This is a genomic window from Sporosarcina sp. P1, from assembly GCF_002743155.1.
GTDB lineage: Bacteria > Bacillota > Bacilli > Bacillales_A > Planococcaceae > Sporosarcina > Sporosarcina ureae_B.
In genome coordinates this window covers 140,755-158,418 of the sequence record NZ_PDYS01000003.1, presented here as the reverse complement: position 1 = coordinate 158,418, position 17,664 = coordinate 140,755, and the positions used below count along the sequence as shown (strand labels likewise).

At 37.8% G+C, this 17,664-nt stretch carries 16 protein-coding genes and 1 tRNA gene; 3 read left to right on the top strand and 14 right to left on the bottom strand.

The features are described 5' to 3' along the window. Window positions 1–164: 164 nt before the first annotated feature. The 9 genes from CSV73_RS05600 to CSV73_RS05560 form a co-directional block, all read right to left on the bottom strand. On the bottom strand, window positions 165–1,394 hold the full coding sequence (locus CSV73_RS05600; protein ID WP_085131088.1) for a CaiB/BaiF CoA transferase family protein: 1,230 nt from the start codon (window positions 1,392–1,394) through the stop codon (window positions 165–167). 54 nt (window positions 1,395–1,448) lie between these two features. Beyond that, a complete protein-coding gene (locus tag CSV73_RS05595) occupies window positions 1,449–2,651 on the bottom strand; it encodes a CaiB/BaiF CoA transferase family protein (protein WP_158232286.1) in 1,203 nt (400 codons plus the stop codon). Window positions 2,652–2,837: 186 nt separating this feature from the next. Further along, on the bottom strand, window positions 2,838–3,998 hold the full coding sequence (locus CSV73_RS05590) for an acyl-CoA dehydrogenase family protein (RefSeq protein ID WP_085131090.1): 1,161 nt from the start codon (window positions 3,996–3,998) through the stop codon (window positions 2,838–2,840). Between the two features lie 19 nt (window positions 3,999–4,017). Beyond that, window positions 4,018–4,443 (bottom strand): Zn-ribbon domain-containing OB-fold protein, encoded by a 426-nt coding sequence (locus CSV73_RS05585; RefSeq protein ID WP_158232285.1) that lies wholly within the window; start codon window positions 4,441–4,443, stop codon window positions 4,018–4,020. Window positions 4,444–4,448: 5 nt separating this feature from the next. Further along, window positions 4,449–5,615: a thiolase C-terminal domain-containing protein gene (locus tag CSV73_RS05580; RefSeq protein ID WP_085131092.1), complete on the bottom strand. Its 1,167-nt coding sequence runs from the start codon at window positions 5,613–5,615 to the stop codon at window positions 4,449–4,451. 6 nt (window positions 5,616–5,621) lie between these two features. After that, complete coding sequence (locus CSV73_RS05575; protein WP_085131093.1) at window positions 5,622–6,065, bottom strand: hotdog family protein; 444 nt, start codon at window positions 6,063–6,065, stop codon at window positions 5,622–5,624. Continuing rightward, complete coding sequence (locus CSV73_RS05570) at window positions 6,062–6,592, bottom strand: FAS1-like dehydratase domain-containing protein (RefSeq protein ID WP_085131094.1); 531 nt, start codon at window positions 6,590–6,592, stop codon at window positions 6,062–6,064. The genes CSV73_RS05575 and CSV73_RS05570 overlap by 4 nt, the downstream gene beginning before the upstream one ends. Window positions 6,593–6,642: 50 nt before the next feature. Further along, window positions 6,643–7,818, bottom strand: coding sequence for an acyl-CoA dehydrogenase family protein (locus CSV73_RS05565; RefSeq protein ID WP_085131095.1), 1,176 nt, complete (start codon window positions 7,816–7,818; stop codon window positions 6,643–6,645). A 60-nt stretch (window positions 7,819–7,878) separates the two neighbouring features. Beyond that, a complete protein-coding gene (locus tag CSV73_RS05560; RefSeq protein WP_099626812.1) occupies window positions 7,879–9,453 on the bottom strand; it encodes a class I adenylate-forming enzyme family protein in 1,575 nt (524 codons plus the stop codon). Window positions 9,454–9,752: 299 nt separating this feature from the next. Between CSV73_RS05560 and CSV73_RS05555 the strand changes: the two genes are divergently transcribed. Both CSV73_RS05555 and CSV73_RS05550 read left to right on the top strand, forming a co-directional pair. Beyond that, entirely contained in the window at window positions 9,753–10,370 is a 618-nt protein-coding gene (locus CSV73_RS05555) for a TetR/AcrR family transcriptional regulator (protein ID WP_085131097.1), read from the top strand. Between the two features lie 320 nt (window positions 10,371–10,690). After that, on the top strand, window positions 10,691–12,292 hold the full coding sequence (locus tag CSV73_RS05550; protein WP_158232284.1) for an MFS transporter: 1,602 nt from the start codon (window positions 10,691–10,693) through the stop codon (window positions 12,290–12,292). Between the two features lie 100 nt (window positions 12,293–12,392). Here CSV73_RS05550 and CSV73_RS05545 read toward each other — a convergent pair. The 5 genes from CSV73_RS05545 to CSV73_RS05525 form a co-directional block, all read right to left on the bottom strand. Further along, a tRNA-Arg gene (locus CSV73_RS05545) sits at window positions 12,393–12,466 on the bottom strand. A 61-nt stretch (window positions 12,467–12,527) separates the two neighbouring features. After that, window positions 12,528–12,926, bottom strand: a complete 399-nt coding sequence (locus tag CSV73_RS05540; protein WP_085131099.1) for an SET domain-containing protein — start codon at window positions 12,924–12,926, stop codon at window positions 12,528–12,530. Window positions 12,927–13,041: 115 nt separating this feature from the next. Next, window positions 13,042–13,701: a DUF3885 domain-containing protein gene (locus tag CSV73_RS05535; protein WP_085131100.1), complete on the bottom strand. Its 660-nt coding sequence runs from the start codon at window positions 13,699–13,701 to the stop codon at window positions 13,042–13,044. Between the two features lie 25 nt (window positions 13,702–13,726). Beyond that, on the bottom strand, window positions 13,727–15,484 hold the full coding sequence (locus tag CSV73_RS05530) for a choline/carnitine O-acyltransferase (protein ID WP_099626811.1): 1,758 nt from the start codon (window positions 15,482–15,484) through the stop codon (window positions 13,727–13,729). Between the two features lie 205 nt (window positions 15,485–15,689). Next, window positions 15,690–16,448: a TerC family protein gene (locus tag CSV73_RS05525; RefSeq protein ID WP_085131102.1), complete on the bottom strand. Its 759-nt coding sequence runs from the start codon at window positions 16,446–16,448 to the stop codon at window positions 15,690–15,692. Window positions 16,449–16,791: 343 nt separating this feature from the next. On the opposite strand from CSV73_RS05525, the gene CSV73_RS05520 reads away from it, so the two are divergent. Further along, entirely contained in the window at window positions 16,792–17,646 is an 855-nt protein-coding gene (locus CSV73_RS05520; RefSeq protein ID WP_085131103.1) for a hypothetical protein, read from the top strand. The last annotated feature ends 18 nt before the right edge of the window (window positions 17,647–17,664 follow it).

Below are 17,664 nucleotides of genomic sequence, written 5' to 3'. Positions count from 1 at the left end.
TTTTTATATTCACTTCTTTTCTAGCTGCTTCTGACAGCATTTCAAAACAGTTTGGGGTGGTGCTTTTGTAACGATAAATTCACTCTTACAAGTAGCACACATATATTTAGTTCCAACCTTTACGTCCATTATAATTCTCTTCCTTTCCCGTTATAGCATAGGTTTTATACGGTGGTCATTGCTCCAAGTGGCACTGAACCAATAATATTTTCTACTTTTAGCGCGTCAATTTCTTCTTTCGTTAATTTCAATATTTGGCTAAGTACATAATCATTATGTTGACCTAAAATGGGGGTAGGGCTTTTATGTTGAACACGTTCGCCAGAAAACTTTATTGGCCAAGCAGGATATTTATGCGTACCAGTAATATCGTGTGTAACTTCTTGGTACATATCTTGTAAAAAAGGATCGTTTTCCATTTCATTCACATTTAATACAGGACCTGCGTTGACACCTACTGATTGTAATAAATTTGTAGCTTCATAATTTCCAAATTGATGTGTCCAGTTTTCCACCAAAGAATCTAATTCGTCTTGATGTTGACAACGCTCTTCTGCAGTTTGAAAACGTTCTTCTTTTGACCATGTTGGCTCACCAATCGCTTTGCAAAAGTTTTTCCATTCTTCTTCATTTGTAACCGCGATCGCTACCCATGAATCTTCTCCTTTACTCCGATAGATACCATGAGGTGCCATATTAGGTTGACGATTACCCAAACATCCCCAGTTATTTCCATTCAAGGAAACATCCAAAAGAGGTTGACCCACTAAATTGATACACGTTTCAACTTGGGCTACTTCTATGAACTGACCTCTTCCAGTTTTTTCTCTATATTCTAATGCAGACAATAGAGCAAACACTGTATGTGATCCAGAAATAACATCCCCTGTACCTGAAATAATTAGTGGCTTTTCTCCCTCATACCCATTTGTTTGTGCGATCCCTGACAAGATCTCAAAAGTATAGGCAAATCCCGGTTGTTCGCCATAAGGTCCGGTTTTACCGTATGCAGGCATAGAAAGCATAATTATTTTCGGATTGATTTCTTTGATCATTTCATACGTAAGGCCAAATTTCTCCATTACTTTAGAAGTGAAATTCTCAATAACGACATCGCTTTCTTTTAATAGACTTTTGAAAATTTCTATACCTTTAGATTCGTTTAAATTTAATGTGATACCCATTTTGTTCATATTGGCAGCATTAAATTGAGGTCCTAATTCCCACCAGTCTTTCCCGGGTTTAGTTGATACAAATCTAAATCCATCCGGAGCTTGAATCGATTCTACTTTAATAACTTCTGCTCCCTGGGCTCCTAAATATGACGTACAAAATGGACCCGACCACCACATGGAAAGATCTAAAATTCGAATGCCTTCTAATGGTAATGACATGAGTATTTCTCTCCCTTCATATGAAACCACATGTAATATCCATCAACCAAGAAATCAAATAACACCTTTGGCTTTCAGTTTTTGTAGTTTGGATTTAGATAATCCCAATTCTTGATCATAAATTTGATGATTATGTTCACCTAAAAGTGGAGCAGCACTACGAATTGTCCACGGTGTTTCGGACATACGGAAAGGAGCGCCTGGCTGAACGACTTTCCCCATTTCAGGATGATCGACTGAAACGAAGACGTTTCTCTCGACATACTGAGGGAAAGAAAGCATTTCTTCAAATGTGGGGACGGGAATGACAGGAACTTTCCATTCCCTTCCTTTTTCAAGCACTTCTTCTTTCGTATGTTGCATTAACCATTCATCTAGCACTTGCTGGAATTCTTGTTGATGTTGCAAACGATCATACAAGAGAATAAATCGTGGATCTTCCATCCATTCGTACTTTTCAATCATGCAGCAAAAGTCTTGCCAGTGTTGACCAGTCAATAAAGATATTGCGATATTGCCATTTTTGCACCGTTCTATACTCGGTAACATTACAAAACGCTTTGGCGTTTTAACAGGACTGGTAGGATAGGAATCTTGAACTGTGGGATAAGCACGTTGAAGCATGCCAACCTCAACAGTGGAAACGTCTATATGTTCACCTTTATGACTTTTCCGTCTACCTAAAACTGCTGTCATCGTGGAAAACGCTGCAAATGTACCCGAAATATAGTCTAATAATCGAAGTGGACCACCTGCTCTAAGTGGTTGTCTAGTACTCTCACCTATTGAACTTACCCACCCGCTCATCGATTGTGCAATAAGTTCCGTGGCATGATAGTCTCGATATTTACCTGTTTGGCCAAAATTAGAAATTGAAGTCATAATTAGACCAGGGTTTAAGTCACGCAAAGCTTCATAGCCAAGACCTAATTGTTGCATGACACCAGGTTTAAAATTTTCCACAATAATATCTGCTTCAGAGATTATTTTTTTCGCGATTTCAATACCACTTTCAGTTTTCAAGTCTAGTGTTATACCAATTTTATTGTTATTCAAATAATTGAATAATCCACTCTTATTGAGATCAGGTTTATTCCCAGGGAACGGACCCTCTAATCGTGAAGGGTCTCCCAATCCAGGCTGTTCAATCTTTATTACTTTTGCACCCATATCTGCTAGTAACTTTGTACAATAAGGTCCTGTAATATTTTCTGATAAGTCAATAACTGTAAGTCCAGTTAGGGCTTGCTCTTTCATATTATCCCACCCCTGAATCATGTATTTTGTTCAGTTAACCTATTCAATCAATTACGTCTTTATTTTTGAGTTTGTCGATAATCATTCCTTATAACTAGTGACACTCACACGAAATATTAACTTACTTCAGCCAAAGCTTGAAACTCCCACTGAAGTAAATTAAAAGAACTACGCGTTGTACTCCCTTTACGAATGTATTACTTCAGCAACTTTATTAGTCTTAAAAGTTGAAGCGATTTTCTTTAGATGTATAGGCGCTGATCCAAGTTCGACTTCCATGCTTTTAAACCTTCTAAAAGCAAACTGGAGAGGATAATCCATATCGATACCCATACCTCCGTGGAGCTGATGAGTACCTACCAGGACCTTTTGGCCTTCTTTGCATAACCAAGCCTTTGCAACTGCAATCTCTTTTTCAGCGGACATTCCTTCATTTAATCTCCATATAGCTTGTAGTGCAGCCAGCTGACCGCCTTCTACGATTGTATAAATATCAGATAAACGATGTTGGACAGATTGGAAGCTACCAATCGGACGGTTAAATTGTGTTCTTTCTTTTACATAGTCAGTTGTAAGATCTAATGCACGGCGAAGTAAGCCAGCCATTTCAACACATTGCAACGCTGTGGCCAATTGATTTAATTTGTCTACAGCTGCCCATCCTTCATTTTCGTTACCAAGTAGATCATTTTTCGTTAATTGTACATTTTGAAACTCTACTTCAAACAATTTATCAGAACCAATGGATTGAAGTGCTTGTTTCTTAATTGTTGCATCATTTTTAACAAGGAATAGACTGAGTCCTTCTTTACTACCATCTTCTTTATTATCAGTTCGTGCTAACGTTAGAAAATAATCTGCCGTCTCGGCAAATTTCACGAATAACTTTGTACCGTTCAGCGTATACCCATCGCCACTCTTACTCGCTCGGGCTTTTACATAACTCAAATCATAGTGGGCTTGTGATTCGATCATAGCGCCAGTAACAATACTTTTGCCTTCGATGATTTGTGGCAAAAGCGCCTTTTTTTGTTCTTCTGTACCAAAGTTTAAAATTGGTAAGACACCATTAACAAGTGTAGAAACAAATGGTGCGGAAAACATTGCTTTCCCAGCTTCTTCAACGATAATTGATAAATCCATTAAATCGCCATCAATGCCGCCATATTCTTCAGGGACGATTAGTCCTAAAAATCCTAAATCGGCAAGCTCTTGATAGAATGAAGGTGAATATTGTTCTTTACTTTTTTCAAATTCTGTTAAAGATGGCGTTGTGCATTTTTCTTCAAAGAATTTTTTGGCTGTACTTTTAAAAATCACTTGATCTTCCGTCATTGAAAAATCCATAAGCTGGGCACCTCTTCCTTTAATTATTTATCCGTTTAAATTTAACGAGTGCTGTATCTTCGAAAACTTGATCTACTACAGCTTCAACAGGCATTCCAATTTCAATTTCATGTGGCTCGCAATCTACCATATTAGATATAATGCGTACTCCTTCTTCTAACTCAACAAGAATGACCCCGTAAGGCGTTTTAAATCCTGGATGTACAGAACGATGATAAATTACGTAACTATGAATAACACCCTTACCTTCTGATGGTACCCAACCTAAATCGAAACTATGGCAGTTCGAACAGACTACCCGCGGAGGATGTGAATATGTTTGACAATTATTGCATTTCTGTAAGTGGAGTTGTTTTTCCTCTTGCAACAACCTCCAAAATTTTTCTGTATCTTGACTCATCATTGGTTTTGGAGTTGGAACTCCCACTTCGCTATATTTAACCATATACATTACCTCCTTCTCAAAATAAGTCCGCTTGATGGGACACCTAATCCACCTGTTACTAAAGAATATTCGATATCATTGATTTGTGTCGTAGAAGTACCTCTTACTTGGCGAACACCTTCTGCGATTAAGTTCATGCCATGAATGTATCCTTCAGACATAAGTCCACCTGATGTATTAATCGGTAGTTCTCCATCCGGTCTAATACGGTGGCCTCCTTCTATATAATCGACCCCTTCTCCTTTGCCGACAAACCCTAACGCTTCAAGTTGCATTGGCACAAGAGGACTGAATGCATCGTAAAATTGAGCAACATCTATTTCTTTCGGAGTAATACCTGCCATTTCAAAAAGCTTTTTGCCATAGGCTTCCACTTCATGAAGAACCGTGATATCTTCTCGTGCATAAGACGTCATCACTTCTCCATTTGTGGACATCCCTTGGATTGCTCCTGAAATATATGCGGGTTTGTGTCTCAAGTCTTTTGCCAAATCTGCTCGTGTCACAATTATAGCCACGGCGCCATCAGTACTTAGGCAGCAATCATGTCTACGCAATGGTTCAACATTGATTGGAGAGTTCATATATTCATCAAGTGATAAAGAACGACTATGGAAGATTGCTTTTGGATTTCTGTTGGCATTCTCACGATTCACTAATGCAACGTGTGCAAGCTGACCATCTTTAATGCCGTATTTATGGTTATAGCGCTGTGCAAACATTGCAACCCATGAAACTGGCGTGAGTAAGCCATATGGATGATTCATCCCCATATATACATCTTGAGACACCCTTGTTGGTTCAAAGTCTCCATATGTTACAGGTCCGGAAGCATCTCGTATTGAACGGTAGCATACAACCGTATTTGCCATACCTGATTCAATAGCCGCTACGGCATGAGCAATAGTGGCACAGCTTCCTCCTCCACCATATGGCGCTTTACTAAAAAAACTTAAATTTGGAATTCCTAATTGCCTAACGACTTCAATTTGTTCTGCTGTGTCCATAGAATAATTCACCATGCCATCAATATCAGAAACTTTTATCCCTGCATCTTTTACGGCATCTAAAATAGCTTCAAGTGCCATTCGCAATTCGCTACGGCCGCAATTCTGACTGAATTCAGTAGCACCTAGGCCAATAATAGCTGTTTTCTCTTTTGGATTTCCCATTTATACTTACCCCCTGATTGGTAGTGATATAATTACTTTTCCTTTTGCATGATTACCTTGTTTATTTTTACCCAAGTATTCAATTTCAACTAAGTGATCGTCATTTTCTTCGAACTTCTTTGAAACTTTTCCTGTCAGTTCAAGAATGTCACCTGGATAATTAGGTACAGCTAAACGTAATTGAATGCTTTTTAGTTCGCCAGCTGGTCCTGTCCAGTCTGTAATATATTTTCCAATCAAACCGTTCGTCGTCAGTATGTTCATAAAGATATCATCTGCACCTGCTCTTCGTGCAGCATGATAGTCATGATGCACGTCTGAATAATCGCGTGTAGCTGAAATAGCTCCACCTGACACTAGAGCTGCTGTAATTTGTCTTTTATGAACAGGTAATTCATCTCCGACTTTCACATCATTCCAATTAAGAACAACAGGTTTAGTTTCAATCATTTTGCTTCCTCCTTCATTGCTGCAATTGAGTTATAGACTAAAATCGTAAATGTTTGCTGACAAACAACTTCATCATTTTGATTAATGAATTTATAAGCAAAAGTTACAAAGTAACCTGGTCCACGAGCTGTTTGTTTTTCAGCCGAAATTTCTTTCACAGACATAATTTGACTTATTTGATCGCCAGGCTTCATCGGTGTGAAATATTCTTGGTTTTGCTCAGTAGCAACGATCGTTGAATATCCTTCTTCGGCCATCACCTTAAGCAAACTCTCCATCGAGTTCGGATCTCTTTCAGGCTTCGGCCATAAAGGATTCATCGTATATACTTGTACTTGCATAGGCGGTGCGATAACGCCTTCATATTTTGTGTTTTTAGCATATTGAGGATCTGAATATAGTGGATTTGTATCCTCCATCACTTCAGTCCAATGTCTAATCATTTGTTCACAAACTGCATCAACACCTGCTATTCTTTCTGAATCTAAGCCGATATAGCTGTTAAGTACTGCCTCTGCAATAGCCATTAATTCATCCCCCTTAGGTTATATTCGAAAAGTTGAAAACGCATACAATGTTAACTCATACTTTTTTCCATACCGAGCCCAAAACGAGCGACCAAATCACGCATAACGTCATTTGCCCCTCCACCAAACAAGAGGACCAATGCCGCTTTTGTTAGTGGTGTTACTTTACCACCCAACGCTGCATACTTAGAGTCTATATCCAGTTGACCAAACATATTGAGGATTTGCATACAAACGTCGTATGTTTTTTGATTCAACTCTGCAGAAAATACTTTATTCATAGAAGGACGGTAATGTGCCGCTGGTTCATTTTCATGCGCCCATGCTGCACGATAGTTAAGGAGTCGCAAGACTTCGAGATCTACCGTCAAATCTGCAAGACTGTTACGAACCCACTCATTATCTATTACAAGAGAACCATCTATTGTTGTTTCGTTTGCCCATACGATAATTTCTTCTACAGTACGCTCCATTTCAGAGTAAGTAGACAACATTAATCGCTCTAGTGAAAGCTGGGAAGTTATATATTGCCAACCTTTATTTTCTTCTCCTACAATCGCATCTAATGGAACACGGACATTGTCGTAAAACGTTACATTTGTATGTGCCCCGCCACCCATTAATTCCATTGGTGTATAAGAGAATCCTTCTGCTGTTGTTGGTACTAGAAAAATTGAGATTCCTTTATGTTTAGGTGCATTAGAATCTGTTCGAGCAGCTAGCCAAATATAATCAGCAATATGTGCATTCGTTGTAAAAACTTTTTGTCCGTTGATGATATAAGAATCGCCATCACGAATTGCAGTAGTCTCAAGTGCTGCAAGATCGGTACCCGCTTGTGGTTCTGAATAACCAATTGCGATTTCTACTTCGCCTTTTAGAATTTTAGGTAGAAAATAATCTTTCTGCTCCGAGGTTCCAAGTTTCATTAGCGTTGGCCCAACCGTTTCCAATGTAATGAAAGGAATATTAACTCCAGTACGGTTGATCTCTTCTAAGAAAATATACTGTTCTAGCGGAGTTTTGCCCTGACCACCATATTCTTCTGGCCATCCGACACCTAGCCAGCCATCATCTCCAAGATCTTTAATATATTGTTTCCAAAGAGGACCTCCCTCAGGCTTCTCTTTTAATTCTTCTAGCATGTCTTGCGAAATATGACCTTCCAAGTAATTTCGTATTTCATCTTTTAACTGTTGTTGTTCTTCGGTTAAATCAAAACGCATTCTCTTCACCTCATTACATTATTTTTGAATATTTCGTTAACTTACATTAAAACAATTTATTTAGTTATAGTTTTCATTAACAGGAATATACCGTTCCCGAAGTTCTTTTTTTAATATTTTCCCTGTGGAAGTACGTGGTAGACTTTCAACTATGACGATTTCTGAAGGTACTTTAAAACTTGCAAGACGACCTTTGCAAAATTGGATCAATTCCTCTGCGGTTGGATGCGCTTTTAATTCATCTAGCACTATCACAGCCATGATTTCTTCTCCCCATTCCAAACTAGGGATCCCAATAATGGCTACATCAGAAAGCGCAGAATGGGATAATAACACATCTTCAATTTCTGCAGGAGATATATTTTCCCCGCCTCTAATAATCATGTCTGAACTTCTTCCACCTAAAAATAAATAGCCTTCTTCGTCGATCCAACCAACATCTTCTGTATTTACCCAACCGTCAACAAGCGTTTCTTTCGTAGCTTCTTGACGCTTCCAATAACCTTTCATCGATCTCTCAGATCGAACATAGACATTGCCGACGACATTCTCGCCAACAGGTTGTTTTTGATCATCTACCACCATGATATCTACTCCTGGTAAAGGTTTTCCTACAGAAGATAAGCGTTTAATTTTTTTCTCTCTTTCTTCTTTTGATCCTGTGAGCTTATGATCTTCAGGTCCTAATACAGAAACTGTGGAAGTTGTTTCTGTCATGCCGAACGCATTGGCGAAATCAGTCGTTGTTGGAAAAGATTCAATTGCTTTTAAAATAACCGGCAGAGGCATTTGTGCAGCACCGTAAGAAAGACTTTCTAAGCTACTGAGATCTCTATTTCCAAATTCCGGATGATCTAAGACCTGTTTCATCATAGTAGGTACTAAAAATGCTTGCGTTGCTTTTTCTCGTTCGACAGCATACAGCCATTTTCCAGCATCAAATTGGGGCATTAATATTAAGCGACGTCCAGTGTAAATTGAATTACAAATGCTCGTTGCTCCTGCCACATGATAGTTGGGAATGCAGATGACCGAAGATCCCCGGTCACTACCGTCTGCTACTTCTGAATGATTCATAACATAAGTTGTCAGCTGCCCGTGTGTGAGCATGACACCTTTAGGTTTACTAGTCGTTCCACTTGTATAAAGCAAGATTGCCAAATCAGTAGACTCTACATCTTCAAATCCTCCATAACCATCTACTACTTGTCGTTTCAATTCATCATAATTTTTATGTCCTTCAGTGGTTCCTCTAATAGAAATAGTTTCCTGAATGCCGCTATTCTCTATCACCGGATTTATTAATGCACTGTAGCGACTTTCGAAAATCAGAACCTTCACTCCTGCATCTTCGACCATGAAAGCCAGCTCTTCAGCTTTAGCCCGGTAATTGATCGGTACTATGACAGCACCTAGTTGGAACGCAGCATAAAACACTTCAATTACTTCTGGACAGTTAGTGGTGATTAGTCCGATTCTATCTCCCTTTGATATTCCAAGCGATGATAAGAAAGCGGCCGCACGACTAGATTGTTCAGTTAATTGACCATAAGTTAACCGCTCTTCGTCGAAAGTAATGATTTCTTGTTCAGATACTATACTTGAAGCGATTTCTAGTAATAAATAAGCATTCATTAGTACTTCCCCCCTTCTAGTTTTGTCATCGGAAATTGCTGTTCTTTTAAAAATTTAGCAATAGCTAGATTTACTATAAAGAAAGTCGTGTTAATAAGTACTGCTTTCTAAATTCTTCAAAATAACCATTGCATTGCTTATATAGTAATATACAATTGCTTATATGGCAATACTGAATTTTCCAAACTTTCAGAGTAGTGTTACCGAAAAGTCTATGAGCAGGCTGATTTGATTGATTGATTGATGGGTTTCTTAGGCTTGGTTTATGGGGTATAATTCAATTAGTGGAGGGATTGCATATGCAAAAGAAAAAAGTAGACAGGCGAGTTGTGAGAACCAAAAAAGTTATGAAAGATTCCCTAATTTCACTTCTTAACGAAAAGGATCTATCCCTTATTACAATAACAGATATAGTAGATCGTTCCGATGTAAATCGTTCGACTTTTTATGCACATTTTCAAGATAAAGAAGACTTTATTGATTGTTTAATAGACGAGTTGATTCAAGGATTGATTGATACTTTTCAACACACATCGGTTGAGGATAAAAACGTCGATAGTTTTCCATATCGCTTTACAATAGAAGCCATGTTCACTTATATATATATCAATTCTAATTACTTTAAAGTTTTACTTCTTACAACAAAAGTTCCCCGTTTTACGCCAGAGTTATATGCACGATTGTATAAATACTCTTTGTCGCATATAAAAAAACTACCCGAAACTGAAACGAAATTAGATGTACATGTTGGCTTGTATGCCAATTATTTATCATCTACATTTATCAGTTTTGTTCATTATTGGTTAGTAGATCGAGAACAAAAATATTCTCCAGAATATATTTCAAACGAATTTATTAAAGTTATTATTTCAAATCCACTGGCTACTTATATAAAAGAGAGTACTTCTGACTTATAGGTTTTCAGGTCGGATATTTCTTTTCTATTTCCAACACTGTTACAGTCATTCATCCTTTATAAAAAACTTTCCAGACATATAAGAAGAATCTGTTGTATTTCCGCCATTTAAAGGAAAACTAGTGATTGTGTTTCTAGTTTTCGCCCTCTATAATTTATTAATATCCATTTTTCGAAAATATCTATTGCGAATATCGCAATAGGAGAAAGGAATAGCGCTAGCAGTTAAACGAAATAATGAAAGCGTTTACAACACATGGATTATGTTTCTGTTTATTGTTAGAACTACGCTTATACAAAAAAAATATTGGGGGAAGTAAAATGGACGTAACTGTAACTAAAGCAAGTAAGACAACAAAAGAACAATGGATACAATATCTCGCATTAGTATTTAGTGCCTTTATTGCAGTTGAAGCTATGGCTTTCCAAGCACCTGCTGTACCTGTTATTTCTATGCATTTTCAAATCCCTTCTCATTTAGCAGGCCTTATTGTTTTATCGTTTTATATTATGTCGGCTACCCTCTATCCAATAACGGGCAGGTTGGCAGATAAATATGGACGTAAAAAAGTACTACTAATAGGCATGCTCATTTTCGCAATTTCTGAATTTGCTGCAGCGGTTAGCCCAACGTTTTCTTTTTTAATTGTAGCTAGAATGTTCCAAGGCGTTGGTGTAGCTTGTATTTTCCCGATCGTCATTGCATTTATCGGTGTAATCTTCCAAGAGGATAAACGGGGGATGGCATCTGGAGTTTTCAACTCTGTCCAAGCGATTGGTGCTATGTTAGGCGCAGGACTTGCTGGGTTTTTAATCAAAGTTTATGGTTGGCCCGTCATTTATTGGGTTAGTGGCGGCTTAGCTACACTTGGTTTTATTGTTATTTTAATCTTCGTTAAAGAGTCAAAAGGTGTTGTAACAGGTAAATTAGATTACTTAGGCAGTATGATGCTGTTTATTATTGCGGGGACTATTTTATCTGTCTCTACACTAGTTGGACAGTTTGGATTTACGTCTCCAATTACACTCATTACTTTAGGAGCGGGTCTGCTAACTATTTTCCTTCTCTGGATATATAGCAACCGAATTGCAAACCCCATTATAGAATTATCTTTATTAAAGAAGAAAGCTTTTGCAATAATCATTTTGATTTATTTAATTTATACAGCTGCTATGCAATTGTTGCTATATTCAATGAGCTTCTTCCTCACTTTGCGTCCTGACGGTGATGTTGCTCATAGTGGATTATTTTTCATGTTCAACTCTGGTGCAGCAGTAATTGGTGGTTTAATTGTAGGTAAGTTGGCCGATAAATTGAACAACAAAAAGCTATTAATTGCTACTTTCACATTCCCATTAGTCGCAATGATTTTATTTACAAGAATCGATGCATTTACACCTATTTCTACAATCCTGTTGATAGCAGCGTTTTTCGGTATCGGTGCCGCGACGGCCATTATTATCAAATTCGCTTTACAAAATATACCTTCTACAAAATATGGATCCGGTTCTGGGTTATTGGCTATTGTCCGGGATTTTGGAGCTCCACTTGGTTCCACAACAGGTATAGTAATGTTCTCTCATTTTAATAGCAATGCAAAAACCTCATCTTTAGTACAACAAGCAACAGATGCTGGCGTATCCCCAGAGTTAATGGGTGCAGTAGAACAGGCTGCCGTTACAAATGGCGCAACAATTAGTGAAGCCTTAGCTACTGAACTAACTACGTTAGGTATAAAATTTGAAGATCTAATATCAACAGCTCTCGGACAAGGAGCAACTGAAGCTGTTCAAAATCTATCATACACAGTGGCTGGTTTCTTCGTTGTAATTCTGTTACTAGTCATGATGATTCCACAGAAGAAAGAAACCGCCACTGTGATTGCAGCTATTCCTCTTGATGAGAGTTTGAAAACAAATTAATCTTATAATACACACTAAAAAACGAATGATTGTAAACGTTTCACTTCAACGTTTACAATCATTCGTTTTATTTTAATTGAGTTCCGTTTTCACTCTGTTACGTCCCAGAAGGGATTCGAACCCCCGACCTACGCCTTAGGAGGGCGTTGCTCTATCCAGCTGAGCTACTAGGACATGATAGAAATGAGAAACACTTCGATCCATATGCTGATTCAAAGTGTTCTCATGCTTATGATTAATCGTTAGCTGTACCATCATAATCGTCATTAAACCATAATTGCTCTTCATCGTCAACATCGCCATTATAGTTGATCAAAATCTCTTCTCCAGCTTTAATATCTTTGTATGCAAAGAAATCAAATGTATGATGATCAAAATTAATATCATAGGTCGCATTTGGTTCATAGGAATGATTAAATAACATTCCGTAGCCAAGCAGGACAGCCGTATGGTTTTCTCCATATTCGAAAGCATAGTCAGCTAGAACGGTTTTTTCAATATGTTGATGTTGTTCATTTGGATAGGAAATCACTGGCGCCTCGTGTAACAGCTGCCCTTTTTTGATATCGCATTTCGCGAATACGCCCCTATTGAATTCCCCTTCGCCAATTGGAGAAAGTTTTACTTCTATCACATCTTTCACCTACTCGCCTGTAAATTATACTTGGCAAGTATACCATTAATTCAACCAAATTGCTGATTTCTTTTCTTAAACTAGAAGCTAAACTCTATCCTTCTGGGAATAGAGTTTAGCTTTCATTGTGTAACGAAAAGTCTTTATCCACTTCCTGCTTATCATAATCAAGAATCCAGTCAGTATATTGTTCATAGAGAAAGCGAATGGACTCCCTATCAGACGCTATGATATCACACCCGCGATCGTCATATAGGTGATAAATAATATTCTTTGATTGATTAATAAAAAATATATCATAACCACTTCCAGAATTCTGTTTTAAAATTGTTGTGGGACTGTCGAAATCTTCGTAACAAATCGCTTTCAGCAATTGTTTATATCGAATATCCTGTCTCTTACAAGAAAGTGAAAAACGATGCGTTACAAGCTTTTCTTCCTCATCACCATGGAAATTAGGAATCGTAGAAAATCGTAATGTATATAGCAATTGTTTTCGTTTTACATACTTGGAATAGACATTCAACGGTTTTTTACGTAGAAAATGATTGGTTGTATGAACATCTGTGACTAGTATAATTTCATCTTCGTCTTCAAATACCGCTTCGAATAAAGTACTGGAGCGATGGAATGCTTGTTTTAAAAAATCTGGTTCATCAAATGCAATAGATGCTGAAATTTCAAAGCGTATAGCGCTTTTAGTTTCGTAAAATAGAGCAGGAGCCAGTTCAATCCCAGAGAAATTTTCCGCTAAATATAATTCTAAAGCTTTCATTATTTCACTCTCCAGTATACATGCCTTACTTGACAGCTAATGCGATATCTCTCAGTTCTTTCAGCGCTCCATCAAGATTTCTTGCAAGAAGCTTGGTATCCTCTTCATCACGGCTAAAACTGGAAAAGTTTACTATCAATCGATTCTTCAATAAGACATAAAAAATTCCATAGCCATCTTCTACTACTGGTCCAAACACACAACTTTTGACTTGTGGATGTGTCATATTACTAGTGGAAATAAAATCATGATGCATCTTTAAATAGCCGGGATCAGAAAATAGTGCAGGTGTTTTTTCAATCCCAAGTTCATCTCCAAACATGAAAAAAATTTGTTGTAATCCAAATAGATGTCTTTCCACACCAAACCCTTTTCGTGCTTTATTTAAACGAACGGAATGTGCAGTACTTGCATTTTGCATTAATCGATATACTAGCCGAGGTTCTAGTTGTTCCTCTACTATCGCTTTAGCCAATGTTAAGTTTTCCGTACATGAAGGACGTATGCATTCGGTTCTTCCTTCCTTGAAAGAACGCATCGACACCGCTTCATATGTGCTGTGCATCGTAGAAAAAGTCCTATATTGGGCTACTTGTAGCGCCATATGGAAAAATGAATCCGGACTGAATCCAAGTTGTTTTATTTCATCGATACCAAACGCATCAAAGTTTTGTACTTGAATAAAATAATTTTGAATGGTTTTTTTATTTTCTATTTCCAAAGTACGGAGCTCTTCCAGTAACTCAGCCGAGAGTAGCCAGTCTAGCCTTTTCGCTTTTGGAAGCTCTTCTGTTTCCATGCTTTCCATATTAGTTGAAGTGAGCTGATCTTGTACATATTGTATTACCGCAAAAATCGTAGTTCCATCCACTGCCGAATGCTCCACACAGTAACCTAGCTCACCCGCTTTAGTAATGACGATTTGCAATGTCTTATCAAAGTATTTATTTTTGCCGCTCAGTAATAGATTTTGTATCGCTTCATCAGAATTTGCACTTTCTTTATCTATAGATAGTACAACTAGTGAATTCGCTATGCTTTGCAAACTTTCAGCATTGACTTTAGTTACTGAAAGTTGGCGATAAATATCCGCTGATTTATTTCTAATTGCAGTAGTGAATATCCCTACATTATTTCCTTTCAGTTCGTTTAATGAGAGGATCTCTTCAATTACATTAGATAATGCCTCACTGGAATAAATCATACCTCGTTGATTGGTTACAGGAATTGAGTAGATGTTGCCATTAGTCAACAGGCTAATATGATTCTCTACTTTCGAATATTCCGCGACGTAATGTCTATCCCGGTGAACTTTAGGAATTCGAACTGATCGGAAGATGTTAGGGTATTGGCTCATGTCGAGCGGAATACCCCGAATTATTTCAGGTGCGGCTTTTTCATCCATGATCGAATGATAAAACTCCGCTACGAAGCGACTCACTTTGCCAGCTAACTCTGCTATTGTCAGTACTTGATACTGTTGATTGTCGAGTAAAATATTAAAATTACTGCTTGTATGTAACGGGTCGCGAGATGCCAGATATACATTATCCCAAAAAGGTTTTAGCCAACTGCCTGCAAAATCTTCTTGCCAAATCTGAAGCTTTTCTTGAAGTATTTGCGCTTCCCCGCTTTCTTCAAAAAACTGTTGAATTATTTTCTTTGTCTCTTTGAATTCATCTTCACTAACTAATGCTTCAATCGCTTCTAGCAGTTTATGTTTTGTATCTACGAGCTTAGGAATCGGTACTCGGGGTAAATGTTCTTGGAATTTGAATGTCATCAATAGTAAGAGGAAACCCCTTTCGATTATATTGCCTACACTTTTTTACATAATATTAATATTTTTATATTGGATGATATATAACTATACTATACAGAATATCACAAAAAAGAATCTCCCATCTTATTTAATGGAAGATTCTTATCTTAATCGAGAATTCGCTTACTTATAATGAACACCTAATCCACCGGGAAAAAACTAGACATTATACTTCCAGTGCTCGTTTTTTCTTAATACTAATTAGAGCACCTATTACTACAATGGCCACTAAAACTCCCCAGAAAATCAGTTTCCATTCAGTTGAATGTGGAAAATCAAGTGGTAAGAACCCTAATTTTTCATGTGCTAATGTAAGGACGGTCAACTTGACTCCTACCCATCCGACAATAACGAAAGCAGTTGTCTCTAATTGCGGATAATTAGCTAGCAACTGGACGAACTTATGAGCAGCGAATCGCATAATGACGAGTCCGACTAACCCACCGGCCAACATGACGCTAAACTGACCTCCGTTAATTCCACCTATCACCATATCTCCTAATGGAGGCAATGTGATGGCCAACGCCACTGCAGCAAGCATTGAATCCACCGCGAAAGCTATATCTGCTAATTCTACTTTTAATACGGTCATCCAAAAACCAGAACCCTTAGTCGCTTCCGGTTCAATGGAATGTTCTTTTACCTTTTTCTGATCGTAAATATGTTTGATTGCGATAAACAGTAAGTACGCCGCCCCGAGCGCTTGGATCTGCCATACATTCACTAATAATGTGATCATGAAAAGCGCTGCGAATCGGAATACAAATGCTCCGATTAATCCATAGAACAAAGCTTTCTTTTGTTGCATTTTTGGCAAGTGTTTAACCATAACTGCCATAACTACTGCATTATCTGCAGCTAATAATCCTTCCAACACGACCAATACTAACAAAACCCATGCATACTCCAATAAAATTGCTTCCATTCATCGTCCTCCTCAGATTTTTGCCAACAAAAAAAGACCATTGCCTAATAAAAGGCAAAGGTCTCGCTAAGCAAAATTTTGCTATTACAACCGATGGTATTAAACCATGTACTGACGATTGCAAAATAGGTTTCCCTATAGCTACTCCCCTTTGACAAAAAGTCAAAGTCTATTAAGTTGTACTTGTAGTTTAGCACGTGAATAGTCAATTGGAAAGTAATATACCACTTAACGAAAATAAACAATCATTTTTTCTATATAACATGAAAGCTAATAGGTAGATTATGTAAAGGAATATCAGGTATCATATAAATACAATATAAAAAGTGAGGTTACATACTATATGAATAAAAAACAATTGTGGTGGTCTGGAGCTAGTGCAGCCGTATTACTAATAGCGCTAATTATCGCCATTGTGAGCAATAAAGAAACATCAGAAACTACAATAGACAAGCCAGCGTTAACAGAAACTTTGATACAAGACAAATCAACGGTGCAAGCTGATGAACCTAAACTCACAGAAGATCCCAAGAAGGAACAACATGAAATAAATGAAACTGAAAAAGATGTAAGTGAACCTGAAAAACCAATAAAAGAACAGTCGACGAAACCGTCTACAGGGCAATCCACCACTGGTCAAGATGCATCTTCGGCGCAGTCATCAAAAACCATACCCAAGCCAGCTAAACCAGAAAAACAAACTATCCCGTCAACTACGACTCCTATAACGGACGGTACGTATCAGGTAGGAACCGACATCGCCCAAGGAGAATACCTAGTTTTCTCTAACGGTATTACACTGCTGGAAAATACAAAAGATCAATCAGGAAATCCCGAAAGTATTGTATTTAACGTTGCACTGGATGGACGTTCCCACACTTATGTAACATTACGCGAAGGAGAATATTTTACATTAAAAGGTGGAGAAATGTATCCTGCAGCTTCCGCACCTAGTATAAAACCAGCAAATGGAATATATAAGGACGGCCAATACAAAGTGGGTACCGATCTCCCCGCTGGCTCTTATACTTTGTTGGCAGATGATCAAAGCGATATAGGTTTTTATGAAATTAGTAAAAATAGCCGACAGGATATGATGGATCTTCTCGTAAGTGACGTAGTTGAAGGTGAAACGTCTATCGACATAACGAACGGTCAATATTTGACAATCCGAAATGCCTATTTAGAAGTACAATAAATAGAACACACAAAACCT

Coding starts and splice junctions, on each gene's coding strand:
- CSV73_RS05600 (WP_085131088.1), bottom strand. CDS start 1,394: ATGTCATTACCATTAGAAGGCATTCGAATTTTAGATCTTTCCATGTGG.
- CSV73_RS05595 (WP_158232286.1), bottom strand. CDS start 2,651: ATGAAAGAGCAAGCCCTAACTGGACTTACAGTTATTGACTTATCAGAA.
- CSV73_RS05590 (WP_085131090.1), bottom strand. CDS start 3,998: ATGGATTTTTCAATGACGGAAGATCAAGTGATTTTTAAAAGTACAGCC.
- CSV73_RS05585 (WP_158232285.1), bottom strand. CDS start 4,443: ATGGTTAAATATAGCGAAGTGGGAGTTCCAACTCCAAAACCAATGATG.
- CSV73_RS05580 (WP_085131092.1), bottom strand. CDS start 5,615: ATGGGAAATCCAAAAGAGAAAACAGCTATTATTGGCCTAGGTGCTACT.
- CSV73_RS05575 (WP_085131093.1), bottom strand. CDS start 6,065: ATGATTGAAACTAAACCTGTTGTTCTTAATTGGAATGATGTGAAAGTC.
- CSV73_RS05570 (WP_085131094.1), bottom strand. CDS start 6,592: ATGGCTATTGCAGAGGCAGTACTTAACAGCTATATCGGCTTAGATTCA.
- CSV73_RS05565 (WP_085131095.1), bottom strand. CDS start 7,818: ATGCGTTTTGATTTAACCGAAGAACAACAACAGTTAAAAGATGAAATA.
- CSV73_RS05560 (WP_099626812.1), bottom strand. CDS start 9,453: ATGAATGCTTATTTATTACTAGAAATCGCTTCAAGTATAGTATCTGAA.
- CSV73_RS05555 (WP_085131097.1), top strand. CDS start 9,753: ATGCAAAAGAAAAAAGTAGACAGGCGAGTTGTGAGAACCAAAAAAGTT.
- CSV73_RS05550 (WP_158232284.1), top strand. CDS start 10,691: ATGGACGTAACTGTAACTAAAGCAAGTAAGACAACAAAAGAACAATGG.
- CSV73_RS05535 (WP_085131100.1), bottom strand. CDS start 13,701: ATGAAAGCTTTAGAATTATATTTAGCGGAAAATTTCTCTGGGATTGAA.
- CSV73_RS05530 (WP_099626811.1), bottom strand. CDS start 15,484: ATGACATTCAAATTCCAAGAACATTTACCCCGAGTACCGATTCCTAAG.
- CSV73_RS05525 (WP_085131102.1), bottom strand. CDS start 16,448: ATGGAAGCAATTTTATTGGAGTATGCATGGGTTTTGTTAGTATTGGTC.
- CSV73_RS05520 (WP_085131103.1), top strand. CDS start 16,792: ATGAATAAAAAACAATTGTGGTGGTCTGGAGCTAGTGCAGCCGTATTA.